Source organism: Embleya sp. NPDC001921, assembly GCF_053594475.1.
This window is the reverse complement of the sequence record NZ_JBSFEO010000024.1, coordinates 142,595-155,295: the sequence shown is the minus strand read 5'-3', so window position 1 is coordinate 155,295 and position 12,701 is coordinate 142,595. Positions and strand designations below refer to the sequence as shown.

The 12,701-nt window shown below is 72.7% G+C and carries 9 protein-coding genes; 7 read left to right on the top strand and 2 right to left on the bottom strand.

All coding sequences use genetic code 11. The features are described 5' to 3' along the window. The first annotated feature begins 310 nt into the window (after positions 1 to 310). Positions 311 to 2,593: an anthranilate synthase component I gene (locus ACWCPW_RS26980; protein ID WP_449764175.1), complete on the top strand. Its 2,283-nt coding sequence runs from the start codon at positions 311 to 313 to the stop codon at positions 2,591 to 2,593. A 109-nt stretch (positions 2,594 to 2,702) separates the two neighbouring features. Here ACWCPW_RS26980 and ACWCPW_RS26975 read toward each other — a convergent pair whose 3' ends face one another. Next, positions 2,703 to 4,187, bottom strand: a complete 1,485-nt coding sequence (locus ACWCPW_RS26975; RefSeq protein WP_449764174.1) for an MFS transporter — start codon at positions 4,185 to 4,187, stop codon at positions 2,703 to 2,705. Positions 4,188 to 4,318: 131 nt separating this feature from the next. Beyond that, positions 4,319 to 5,329, bottom strand: a complete 1,011-nt coding sequence (gene sigJ / locus ACWCPW_RS26970; protein ID WP_449764173.1) for an RNA polymerase sigma factor SigJ — start codon at positions 5,327 to 5,329, stop codon at positions 4,319 to 4,321. 230 nt (positions 5,330 to 5,559) lie between these two features. Here sigJ and ACWCPW_RS26965 point away from each other — a divergent pair, with 230 nt between their 5' ends. From ACWCPW_RS26965 to ACWCPW_RS26940, 6 genes are all read left to right on the top strand, one after another. Then, positions 5,560 to 6,594 (top strand): STM4015 family protein, encoded by a 1,035-nt coding sequence (locus ACWCPW_RS26965; RefSeq protein ID WP_449764172.1) that lies wholly within the window; start codon positions 5,560 to 5,562, stop codon positions 6,592 to 6,594. A gap of 73 nt (positions 6,595 to 6,667) precedes the next feature. Beyond that, positions 6,668 to 7,978, top strand: a complete 1,311-nt coding sequence (locus ACWCPW_RS26960) for an STM4014 family protein (protein ID WP_449764171.1) — start codon at positions 6,668 to 6,670, stop codon at positions 7,976 to 7,978. Between the two features lie 53 nt (positions 7,979 to 8,031). Further along, the gene (locus ACWCPW_RS26955; protein ID WP_449764197.1) at positions 8,032 to 8,841 is read left to right on the top strand and encodes an STM4013/SEN3800 family hydrolase; all 810 of its coding nucleotides are present in this window, start codon (positions 8,032 to 8,034) and stop codon (positions 8,839 to 8,841) included. 159 nt (positions 8,842 to 9,000) lie between these two features. Next, positions 9,001 to 10,413, top strand: coding sequence for an STM4012 family radical SAM protein (locus ACWCPW_RS26950; RefSeq protein WP_449764170.1), 1,413 nt, complete (start codon positions 9,001 to 9,003; stop codon positions 10,411 to 10,413). After that, on the top strand, positions 10,410 to 11,342 hold the full coding sequence (locus ACWCPW_RS26945) for an STM4011 family radical SAM protein (RefSeq protein ID WP_449764169.1): 933 nt from the start codon (positions 10,410 to 10,412) through the stop codon (positions 11,340 to 11,342). The genes ACWCPW_RS26950 and ACWCPW_RS26945 overlap by 4 nt, the downstream gene beginning before the upstream one ends. A 180-nt stretch (positions 11,343 to 11,522) precedes the next feature. Further along, positions 11,523 to 12,674: an FAS1-like dehydratase domain-containing protein gene (locus ACWCPW_RS26940; RefSeq protein ID WP_449764168.1), complete on the top strand. Its 1,152-nt coding sequence runs from the start codon at positions 11,523 to 11,525 to the stop codon at positions 12,672 to 12,674. Positions 12,675 to 12,701: the final 27 nt, after the last annotated feature.

The window sequence follows — 12,701 nt, the reverse complement described above, 5'->3', positions numbered from 1 at the left end:
AGTGCACCCACGTCGGGAGGCCGGGGGCAACCGGTTGCGCTCCCGGGTCGCGGGGTTGAGCAACATTCACCGCATGTGGGGCCGGACGTTCCCGGCCGCGCAACCCAGCCGATTGCGAAGGCACTTGCCCGGCGCGTGTGATGGACCGGTCGGCACACCGCGGCACGACGACCCGTCGGCACACCGCGGCACGACGGCCCGTCGGCACACCGCGGCACGACGGCCCGTGGGCACATCGCGGCACGACCGCCCGTCGGCACACCGCGGCACGCGGCCCGGTCGGCACACCACTTCACGGAGGGGCTTCGCCATGGCGCTACCGGAAATGCTCGAAGTCCGTTCCGCCGACACGCCCCGGGAGCTGTCCTGGCACCTGCCGAACGGCATCCGAGTGCGCCGTTCGTCCGCGTACGCGGGACGGGCGGGCCCCGCGTTGGCGGCGCTGGAGGAACGGCTGGACCGGCGCCGCGGCATGCTCGCCCATGTCGGGAACGGAACGGTCGTGGGATACGCCGACCCGCCGATCGAGGTGAGCGTCCGCGGTTCCCTGCTCGCCGTGCGCGCGCTCAACGCCCGGGGCCGGGTGCTGCTTCCCGCGCTGGCCCGGGCGACCGCCGGCGTCCTGCACGATCGGGAGGTCCGCGCGGACGGGGTGTACGGGACCGTGCCGTCCCCCAACGAGGCGATCGCCGAGGAGGACCGTACCCGCCGGGCCGGGGTCTTCACCGTGCTCCGGGAGTTGGTGGACGCGATGCGCTCTCCCGCGGACTCCTGCCTGGGCCTGTACGGAGCCTTCGGCTACGACCTGATCCTGGGGATGGAGGGCATCACGATCGCGCGAGAACGCGATCCCGGCGACCGCATGCTCGTCCTGCACCTGCCGGACGAACTCCTCGAGGTGGACGAGCGCAACGACTCGGCGATCCGGCACCGGTACGAGTTCCACGACGGTCGCGCGCGCACCGACGGACTGCCGCGTACCACCGCGGACGCCGCCTTCCGCCCCGGAGGCGCGGTCGCGGGGGACGACCACGCTCCCGGCGAGTACGCCCGGGTCGTGGAGCGGGCCCGCTCGGCCTTCCACGCGGGTGACCTGTTCGAGGTCGTGCCCGGCCGTGAGTTCCGCCGCGCCGCGACCGCGCCGCCGTCGACGGTGTACCGGCGGCTGTACGCCCGCAACCCCGCCCCCTACGCGCTGTTGATGAATCTCGGGGAGCGTGAGCACCTGATCGGGGCGTCACCCGAGCGGTTCGTCGCGGTCCGGGCGGGAGGGGACGCCGGAGCGGGAGGGGACGCCGGAACGGACGGACACCTCGTCGTGGAGTCCACGCCGATCAGCGGCACGATCGCACGCGGCCGCGACGCGCTGGAGGACGCGGCGCGGGTGCGCAGGCTGTTGGAATCCGAGAAGGAGGAGTCCGAACTCACCATGTGCACCGACGTGGACCGCAACGACAAGGCGAAGGTGTGCGTACCCGGGAGCATCCGGGTCACCGCTCGGCGCCGCGTCGAGTTCCACGCCACGCTGATCCACACCGTCGACCGTGTGGAGGGGCGCCTGAGACCCGAACTCGACGCCCTGGACGCGTTCCTGGCGCACCTGTGGGCGGTCACCGTCACCGGCGCGCCCAAGCGGGCCGCGGTGCAGTACCTCGAGCGCGAGGAGAGGTCGCCCCGGCGCTGGTACGGCGGAGCCGTCGGCCGGATCCGCTTCGACGGGGGCCTGGACAGCGCGCTCACGCTGCGCACCATCCAGATCCGCCGCGGAACGGCCGTCGTCCGGACCGGGGCGACGTTGTTGTGCGCGTCCGACCCCCGGGCGGAAGAGGCGGAGACCGAACTGAAGGCCCGGGCCCTGCTGGCCGCGCTGGACGAGGCGGAGGCACCCGAGGTCCGCGCCCCGGCGCCGATGCCGGTGCCGGTTCCGGCGGCGATCCGGCGGTCGTCGCCGATCGCCGAGCCGGCCGCCCGGCCCAGGGTCCTGATGGTCGACCACCAGGACTCGTTCGTGCACTGCCTGGCCGACTACTTCCGTCAGTGCGGCGCCGAGGTGGCCACGTTCCGGCCGCCGCACCACCTGGCGGTCCTGGAACGCACCCGGCCGGACCTGCTCGTGTTGTCCCCCGGCCCGGGGCGCCCGAGCGACTTCGGCGTCGCCGAGACGCTGGCCGCGGCGGAGGCACTCGGCACCCCGGTGTTCGGGGTGTGTCTCGGATTGCAGGGCCTCGTCGAATACCTGGGCGGCACGCTCGGCGTCCTGGACCGTCCCGTCCACGGGCGGTCCTCGCGGGTGCGGGTCACCGATCCCCGCGGCGGGTTGCTCGCCGGCCTCCCGGAGACGTTCGAAGTCGGCCGCTACCACTCGCTGTACGTGGACGCGAAGGACCTGCCACCGCGACTGCGGGTCTGCGCCACCACGGACGACGGCGTCGCGATGGTCGTCGAGCACACCGAACGCCCGCTCGCGGCCGTGCAGTTCCACCCCGAATCGATCATGACGGCCCACGGATCCATCGGCCGCGGCATCATCGCGAACGCCCTGAGCCACCTGACCCGACGACCGACCCCGAGCGCCGCCCCGACCACGAACTGACCCCGCCCGCCCGGCCGGCCGCCGGGAGGCCTCGACCGGCCGGGCCGAAGCATCGTCGCGGCCGGATCGGTCGACGGGCCCTGCGGCGCGCGGCCGGGCCGGGTGTGGGTCAGCTCGTCTCCTCACCGCGGGTGTTGGCGACGAACAGGCCGACCACGGCCGCGCCCGCGAGGAGGAACGCGCCGACCAGCAGCGCCTTTTGGTAACCGTCCGTGTAGGCGGAGGCCGCGGCGTCGCCGGCGGCCAGTCGGTGGGTGGTCTCCGCGGTCGCCACGGCGGAGAGGATCGCGAGGCCGAACGCGCCGCCGAGTTGTTGCGCGGTGTTCATCAGCGCCGCCGCCAGGCCCGCCTGTTCGGCGGGGACACCCGCGTTGGCGGCGGTGGCGACGCCGACGAAGACGAAGCCGAGCCCGAAGGACATCACGACCAGGCCGGGCAACAGGTCCCCGAGGTAGGTGCCGTCCACCGGGATCCGGGACAACAACCAGACCCCGGCGGAGGCGATGAGCGAGCCGACCACGATCAGCGGACGGGTGCCGACCCGGGCCAGCAGCGGCTGGGCCATTCCGGCGGCGATGCCCACACCCACGGTGACCGGCAGGAACGCGGATCCGGCCTTGATCTCGGAGTAGCCCATGACACCCTGCACGTACAGGGTGATGAAGAAGAACATCGCGATGAAGCCGGACATGGCCACCAGTTGCGTGATGTTCGCCGCGGCCAGACCCTTGACCCGGAAGATGCCCAACGGCATCAGCGGGTTGCCGATGACCGCCTCGTTGACGACGAAGGCGAACAACAGGCAGGCGGCTACGCCCAGTTCGACCAGGGTGCGGGTGGACGACCAGCCCTGGTCGGGGGCCTTGACCAGGCCGTAGACCAGCAGCACCAGTCCGCCGGTGGCCAGTGCGGTGCCCAGGAAGTCGAAGCCCCGTACCGATGCCCGGCGTTTGTCGTCGGGCAGGAGTCGGGGGATGACCGGCAGCACGAGCGCGCAGACCGGCAGGTTGACGAACATGACCCAGCGCCACCCGGGGCCCTCGGTGAGCACTCCGCCCAGGAACACGCCGACGGCGGAGGCGAGTGCGCCGGTGCCCGCCCAGGCGCCGAGCGCCTTGTTGCGGTCGGAACCGGTACCGAACGAGGTGGTCAGGATCGACAGGGCCGCGGGCAACATCATCGACGCGCCCACGCCCTGGGCGAGCCGGGCGCCGATCAACACCTCGGAACTCTGCGCCAGTCCACCGATCAGGGAGGAGGCGGCGAACACCAGCGTGCCCCCGGTCAGGACCCGGCGGCGCCCGATCAGGTCCGCGGCCCGCCCGCCCAGGAGCATCAGGCCGCCGTAGGTCAGGAGGTAGCCGGACGGCACCCATTGCAGACCCTGGTTGCTCAGGTCCAGGTCGCGTTGGATGGCCGGCAGCGCGATGTTGACGATGGAGGCGTCGACGAAGTCGAGGAAGGCCACCGCGCACAGCAGCACGAGGGTGAGTTTGCCCCGCGCGGTGGTCAGGAACGAGGCGTCGGACTCGGCCGGAGCCGCGGACTTCGGCGGATCCGTCGAGTCGGTCGATGCGAAGGTGTCGGTGGACATGAGTGCTCCAGGACTGGGGTGCGGTTCGGTTTCGGGCGTGCGGGGACGAGGCGACGGTCGTGCCGGGGCGTCGCCCGAGGTGGTCACGGGAGGTGCGCGCGGCTCGTACCGCGCGGCGAAGGTCGGGCGGGTCAGCTCTCGGTGTCGTCGGGGGGTCGGTGGGTGTCGTCCGCGGCCCGCGGCCCGTGCGGGGCTCGGGTGAAGTCGGGGTAGTCGATCGGGTCGGCGTCGTCGACGATGTCCAGCGAAACCGCCTTGAGCTTCTCGGGGTTGGCGATCACGTCGATCCGCACGATCCGGTCACCCGCCACGGTGAAGCCCGCGACGCCGCTGGGCCGGTTGGGGTCGCCCACCAACCGACCCGGGGCGCCGTTGACCAGGACGGGGCGGGCGTACGGCAGGAAGAGCGGGGCCGAGCGCAACATCTGCCGTGCGACCTTCTCGGCGCCGACCACGCCGGCCGGGACCGAGTGCCGGGTCGGTCCCAGGTCGAGTTGGAAGGAGACGTCCGGGTCGAGATGGGCCAGGAGCGCGTCGAAGTCGCCGTCCTGCGCGGCGGCCATGAACGCGTCGACGACGCGGCGCTGCCGCTTGAGGTCGCCCTCCGGCTGCGGCGCGGATCGCACCCGCCGCCGCGCCCGGCAGGCCAACTGCCGGGCAGCCGCCGGGCTGCGGTCGACGATGGGGCCGACCTCGTCGAACGGCACGCCGAACACGTCGTGCAGCACGAAGGCGAGCCGCTCGGCCGGATTCAAGGTCTCCAGCACGATCAGCAGCGCCAGGCCGATCGCGTCGGCCTCGATGGTCTTGCGTTCGGGGTCGTACGCGTCGGCGTCGGCCGAGCGCACGATCGGCTCCGGCAACCACGTGCCCGGATAGTCCTCACGCCGCAGCCGCCGTGCGCGCAGCATGTCGAGGCAGATCCGCCCGACGATCGTGGTCAGCCAGGCCCGCAGGTCGCGAATGTCCTCGTGCTCGGTGCGCGACACCCGCAGCCAGGTCTCCTGGATCGCGTCCTCGGCGTCGGCGCGCGAACCGAGGATGCCGTACGCGACGGACCTCAGGTGCGGGCGCAGCCCCTCGAACTGCTCGGCCGTCCACTCCGCACGCCACGCGGGCTCGGGCCCGGGTTCGTTCTCCATGCGATGTAGACGAACGTCGGCGGGAAAGTGTGACACGGGCTGCGGAAGCCCGCGCGGCAGGCGCCGGCCGAAGGAACACCGGCGCGATCGCCCGCCGTCCCGGGACGGGACCGACCGCGAGCCGACCCGTCGGCGCTCCCTCCGCGCCGGTCGTCGGTGCGCTCTGGTAGGCAGGACTCCTACGCGCACCGATCCGCACCCACCCGAACCCACGCAGGTGACCTCTCGGCATGAGCATCTACACCTACCTCGAACACTTCGGCGGCCTGCCCGTCGCCGACCTGAGGCCACCCGACTCGAAGCAGCCCTCGGCCGTTCCCGGGCGGCAACCCGAGCAGGGCCTCCGCGGCAAGCCCACGCCGCCGTACGGCATCGCGCCCGGCGACCACCCCGCGGACGCCGTCGCATGGCGGCTGCGCCACCGCCACTGGGAAGACGACCCCGAACTCACCGACCTCTACGCCTACTTCCTCGCCAATGTCGACACCACACGAGTCACCGCGCTGATCGTCGGCGCCTGGGACGTGGACATGTCCGAGGAGAACCCGCTGACCGAACTGCTGGTCCGCGACGCCGCCCGCTTTCCGGCGCTGCGCCATCTGTTCGTCGGCGACGTGGTGCAGGAGGAATCCGAGATCTCCTGGATCGGCATCGGCCCCTCCACCGGACTCCTCGAAGCCTTCCCACACCTCGAGGAACTGGTGTTGCGGGGCAGCGAGAACGCCACCGAGGAAGCGCCCGCCCTGACTCCGGTGCGCCACGAGCACCTGCGCCGGCTCCGCTTCGAGAGCGGCGGCCTGTCCGCTCGGATCGTGCGCGCCGTCGGCATGAGCGACCTCCCCGCGCTCGAGGAACTCGACATGTGGCTCGGCGTCGACGACTACGGCGGTGATGCCCGCGTCGACGACCTCGCCGACCTCCTGTCCGGAACGCGAGTGCCCCGGCTTCGGCATCTCGGGTTGATGAACAGCGAATTGCAGAACGAGATCGCCGCCGCGATCGCGAGCGCCGCCGTCACTCCCCGGCTCGAATCCCTAGACCTGTCGATGGGAATCCTGAGCAACGACGGCGCCGAGGCGCTGCTGAACAGCCGATCCCTGGGCCGGCTGCGGAATCTGACGATCCGTCACCACTTCCTGGACGACGCCGTGGCCGAGCGCCTGCGGGCCACGCTGCGGGCATCCGGCGTGACGGTGGAGATCTCCGCCCCCGAAAGCCCCCGCGACTGGGGCGGCGACCCCCGATACGTGGAGGTCTCCGAATGACCTGCGGGCACGCCCGGGCACGCTGCGTCGGCGCGATCGGCCCCACGGGCACGGCCGATCTCCGCGTCGTGCGATGCCTGCCGTGACCGTGATCACGGTCGTCGCCAATCCGGGGCACCGGCGCGTCGTGGGATTCGACGCGGCGGCGCGGGCCGCCGGGTTGCCGGCCCCGCGCGTCGTCCCCTGGGAGGACGTGCTGGGCGGCGGCGCGGAACCGGCTTTCGCCGCCGGGCCGGTGCGGATCGACTCCCCCGGCGAGAACCCCGTCGTCCACGCACTGCTCGGCGGACCGTCCGACCCACACCGCGTCGAGGGCGGTGCGGTCCGCCACGCGACCTTTGTGCGCGCGCTGGGGCGCGTACGAAACGCCGTCGCCGCGACGCCCGGCGCGTGGCTGGTCAACGACCCCGACGACATCGCCGTCATGTTCGACAAGCCGCGCGCGCACGGGCGGCTGCGCGACGCGGGCGTCCCGGTCCCGCCGGGGCTCGGCCCGGAGGGGCGCGGCGTCGCCGTGCGCTCCTACACCCACCTGCGCGACCTGATGCGCGACACCGGCCGGCCGCGCGTGTTCGTCAAGCCCGCGCACGGCTCGTCGGCGTCCGGGGTGGTCGCCCTGGAGACCTCGGGGACGCGCGTACAGGCCACCACGTCCACCGAACTGGTGCGCACCGCCTCGGGGATCGCCCTGTTCAACTCGTTGCGGGTGCGCAAGTACCGCGACGAGGGGGATATCGCGGCCCTGATCGACGCACTGTGCGCGGACGGCGTGCACGTCGAGACCTGGCTGCCCAAACTCACCCTCGACGGACTCGCCGTCGACCTGCGCGTCCTGGTCGTCGCGGGCCGTGCCACACACGTCGTCGCGCGCGGCAGCCGTACCCCGATGACCAACCTGCACCTGGGCAACGCCCGCGTCGACGTCGACGCGGTCCGCCGCGCCGTGGGGACCGCCGCCTGGGAGGAGGCGATGACGACGTGTGTTCGCGCGGCCGGATGTTTTCCCCGCACGCTGCACGTCGGCGTCGATCTCCTGGTCGCGGTCGACCGCCGCCACCACGCGGTCGGTGAGGTCAACGCGTTCGGCGATCTGCTGCCGGGTGTGCTGCACCGGGGCCGGGACACATGGCAGGAACAGATCCGCGCCCTGGTCGAGAACCGGCGCCCTCCCGCGAGGCCACGACATGCGGGACGCGAGCCATCGGACCGCGAAGCGCCGGACCTCGAGACGGCACACTGCCAGGCACCGGACCGCCCAGCGGCGGACCGCGAGCCACCGGACCGCGAGGCACCGGACCGCGAAACACCGGATCGAGAAACACCGAAGCGCGAAACACCGAACCGCGAGACACCCGACGAGGAACGACTGCCGTGCCCGACCTGACGACACCCCCACCGCGCCGCGGGAACGACGGCCGCAACGGCCACGACCCCGACATGAACGAGGTCGTCGGCCGGCACGATCTGCTCATGGTGACCCTCGACACGCTCCGCTACGACGTGGCCGCGGAACTCGTGGCGGCGGGCCGACTGCCCACCCTCGCGCGGGTGCTGCCCGGGGGGCGCTGGGAGGCGCGGCACACTCCCGGCAGCTTCACCTACGCCGCGCACACCGCGTTCCTCGCCGGGTTCCTGCCCACCCCGCTGGGGCAGGGTCCGCATCCGCGCCTGTTCGCGGCGCGCTTCGGCGGCAGCGAGTCCACCGCGCCGCACACGTGGGTGTTCGACGAGCCCGATCTGCCCTCCGGGCTGGCCCGCGCCGGCTATCACACGGCCTGCGTCGGCGGCGTCGGCTTCTTCAACAAACGCGGCCCGCTCGGCTCGGTACTGCCCGGCCTGTTCGCGGAGAGCCATTGGGATCCCGAACTCGGCGTCACCTCGCCCACCTCGTTCGAGGCACAAGTGGTCTGCGCGGAACGCGTCGTCGCCGCCCTCGACCCCGACCGGCGACTCTTCCTGCTGGTCAACGTGGCGGCGCTGCACCAGCCGAACTGGTTCCACCGGCCCGGTGCGACGGCCGCCGAGGGCGATACCCGCGAGACGCACGCGGCGGCGCTGGAGTACGTGGACCGACATCTGGGCCGGCTCTTCCGGGCGATGAGCGCCCGCCGCCCGTGTTTCACGATCCTGACGTCGGATCACGGCACGGCGTACGGCGAGGACGGCTACACCGGGCACCGCATCGGCCACGAGGTCGTGTGGACCGTGCCGTACGCGCAGTTCACCCTCGATCCCGGCGCATGGTGACCCCGCCCACGCCTTGATCGGCAACGCGCGGCGGCCCGGACCACCCGCCCCCTCCCGAGACACCGGGCGGTCGGTCGGCCTGTCGGCGCCCACTCATAGAGTCGGGGTGTGCGAACACCGCACCCGGTACTCACCCACGTCCTCGGAGGTCGTCCGCTCATGGGATCGTCCAGCACCGCCGATCCCCTGGTGGTTCCATCGTCGGCGCGGGACCTGCTCGGCTCGCCGTACGCCGGATACGTCTACTCGTATCCGCACAAGACCGCCTACCGCCCGCTCGCTCCGACGCCCACGCTGAGCGATGTGTGGCGGGGCCGGGACCTGTCGGCACTGTTCCTGTACGTGCACGTGCCGTTCTGCGAGATGCGCTGCGGCTTCTGCAACCTGTTCACCCGCACCGGCGCCCCGGCGGAACTGGTCGGGCACTACCTGGACGCGCTCGAACGGCAGGCGCGGGCCGTGCGCGAGGCGATCCCCGAGGCACGTTTCGCGGTCGCGGCGGTGGGCGGCGGAACGCCCACCTACCTGGACGCGCCCGAACTGGAAAGACTGTTCGACATCGCGACGGAGGTGATGGGCGCGGACCTCGGCGCGATCCCGATGTCCGTGGAGACCTCCCCCGCGACGGCGACGCCCGAGCGCCTGGCGGTGTTGGCCGAGCGTGGGACGACGCGGGTCAGCATCGGCGTCCAGTCGTTCGACGACGCCGAGGCCCGCGCGAGCGGGCGCCCGCAGCGCCGCGCCGACGTCGAGGCCGCGCTGGCGGCGATCCGGCACGCCGCGGTGCCGACGCTCAACATCGACCTGATCTACGGCATCGACGGCCAGACGCGGGCGAGTTGGCTCGCCTCGATCGACGCGGCGCTCGCCTGGCGACCGGAGGAGTTGTACCTGTATCCGCTGTACGTGCGCCCGCTCACCGGCCTCGGCCGACGCGCCGTCACGCGCGCCGACTGGGACCAGGACCGTCTCGCCCTCTATCGGGCGGGCCGCGACCATCTGCGCGCGGCCGGCTACGAGCAGGTCTCGATGCGCATGTTCCGCCGCGCGGACGCCCTCCCCGACACCGCCGGGTCGGCAGGCGCGGCCGGCACCGACGCGGCCGGCACCGACGCGGAAGGCGGCTACCGCTGCCAGCGCGACGGCATGATCGGCCTGGGCTGCGGCGCCCGCTCGTACACCGCCGACCTGCACTACTCGTTCGAGTACGCGGTCGGTGTCGGCGAGGTGCGTGCGATCATCGACGACTACGTGACGCTCGATCAGGAAGCCTTCACCCGTGCCCGCGTGGGCTGTCGACTGGACGGCGGGGAACGACGCAGACGCCACCTGCTCACCTCGCTGCTGCAGGCCGACGGCCTGGCCGCCAACGACTACCGGGCCACGTTCGGCACCGACGCCGAGGCCGACTTCGCCGCCGAACTGGCGCCGCTCGCCGACGCGGGCCTGCTGACCGTGTCCGAAGCGGGCATACGCCTGACCGACGAGGGCCTGGCCTGGTCCGACGCGATCGGTCCCGCGCTGTTCTCGCCCGAGACTTCCGCCCTGATGCACGGATACCGGCCGCGATGACGGGTTCTCCCCCCGCCACGCTTCCGCTGGTCGAACTCGGCGCGCGCGCCGACCCGTTGACACTCCTGTACCGGGGTCCGCTCGCTTCGTGCGACTACGACTGTGGCTACTGTCCGTTCGCCAAGCGCCGCGACACGCCCGAGCAACTACGGGCCGACCGCGCGGCGTTGGAACGCTTCGCGGACTGGGTGACGCACTCGCCGCACCGCGTGTCGGTCCTGTTCACCCCGTGGGGCGAGGGTCTCGTACGCAGTTGGTACCGCCGTACGCTCGCCGACCTGAGCCGCCTCCCGCACGTCGAACGCGTCGCCATCCAGACCAACCTGAGCGCGCATCCCCGATGGACCGAGGCGGCCGACCTCACCCGCCTGGCGCTCTGGGCGACGTACCACCCCGACCAGGTCCGCCACGCGCGCTTCCTGGAGCGTTGCCGTGACCTGCACGCGCGTGGCGTGCGCTTCAGCGTCGGCGTCGTCGGCCTGCCGGAACACCTGCCCGCCGCGCGGACCTTGCGGAACGAGCTTCCCGCCGACGTGTACCTCTGGGTCAACGCCGCCGAGGGACACGCGTACACCGACGCGGCGGCGGCCGAATGGGCAGCGCTGGACCCGCACTTCGGCTTCAGCCGGGACCCGCATCCCGCCCTCGGCGTGCGGTGCCGCACCGGTGACACCGTGATCAGTGTCGACGGCGAAGGCACCGTACGCCGCTGCCATTTCGTGCCCGAGGTGCTGGGCAACCTCTACGACGGCTCGTTCCGCGCCGGTCTCGCGCCGGCGCCGCCCTGCCCCAAGCGGGCCTGCGACTGCCACATCGGCTACGTGCACCTGACGTCCCTGCCGCTGTACGACGTCTTCGCGGGCGGCATCCTCGAACGCGTCCCCGCCGCGTTCGGCCCGGCATCTCGGCGCGTGCCTCGACACACGTGACGGGGGCGGGAATTCACCGCGACCCGTGAGCGCGTGCGCTTGTGCGCCTCTGCCGCCCCACGCCCCACGCCCCCTCTCGCCGATCATCGACGCGAGCCAATCGCTTGTCAATGTCAAGTAGATCGATAGGGTAGGCGACGGCAACCGACAGGCGGCGATCGTCCGAAAGGCGAGGCGGGCATGACGACCGACACCGTGGAACCGGAACGCACGCTCCGGGATTGTGTGGCGCGGGGCACCAAATCCGTCGTGCGCGCCCGGCACCCGGTCAACGCGCCCATGCTCGACACCTGGGCCGACGCCCTCGGCGACCCCAACCCCGTCTACCGCGACGCCGACGCCGCCGCGGCGACCGGGCGGGCCGGGATCGTCGCGCCGCCGACCATGATCCAGGCGTGGACCATGCCCCGACTCTCCGCCCTGGCCGCCACGTTGTCCCAGGTTCCCGGGTACGCGCCCTACCTGGCCGGCGAATCGGCGCACGAGGCGTCGTCGAAGAACGGGTCGACCGACGGCCGGTCACCCGACGGCCGGTCGACCGACAAGGAAACCGACAACCCGGCGGCGGCCGTACACCGGCTCCTCACCGCGCACGGGTACACCGCCCGCGCGGCGACCCGATGCCGGCAGCAGTACCACCGCGAGGCGGCGGTCGGGGACCACCTCACCTGCGAGAGCGTGCTCACGACGGTATCGCCGCGCAAGCGGACGGCGCTGGGGCCGGGCTACTTCGTCACGACACGGATGACCTTCCGCGACCAGGACGAGGCGGACGTCGCGACGGTCGACTGGACCGTGCTGTGCTTCCGTACGCCGGAACCACCGGCCGGCGCACCCGACGTCGCCGCACCGGACGCGTCCGACGCCGCCGCGCCGAACGCCCCGGCGGATCCGGCCCCGCCCACACCCGCGAGCCCCCGGACCTGCCGCCCGCTCACGGCGGCCCCCCGGGTGGGCGACCGCACCCCCGTCACCACGATCCCGATCACCCCCACGTTCGTGATCGCGACCGCGTTCGCCACCCAGGACTTCTACGCCGCCCACCACGACGCCGACTGGACGCGCACCTCGCTCCGGCGCCCCGGCATCTTCACCAACATCCTCGCCACCACCGGCCTCGTCGGCGGAGTGGTCACCGACTGGGGCGGCCCGGCCACCCGGCTCCTGGAGGTCGACCTGCACCTCCTCGCGCCCAACCACACGGGGGACACCCTCACCCTCGACGCCGAGGTGACCGCCGTGACCGGCGACGAGGTGGACCTCCGCGTCACCGGCACGAACTCCCTCGGCCCCCACGTCCGCGCCACCGTCCGCGCCCGCGTCAGCGTCTGACCCCCACCGTCGGGATCCGCACCGGGG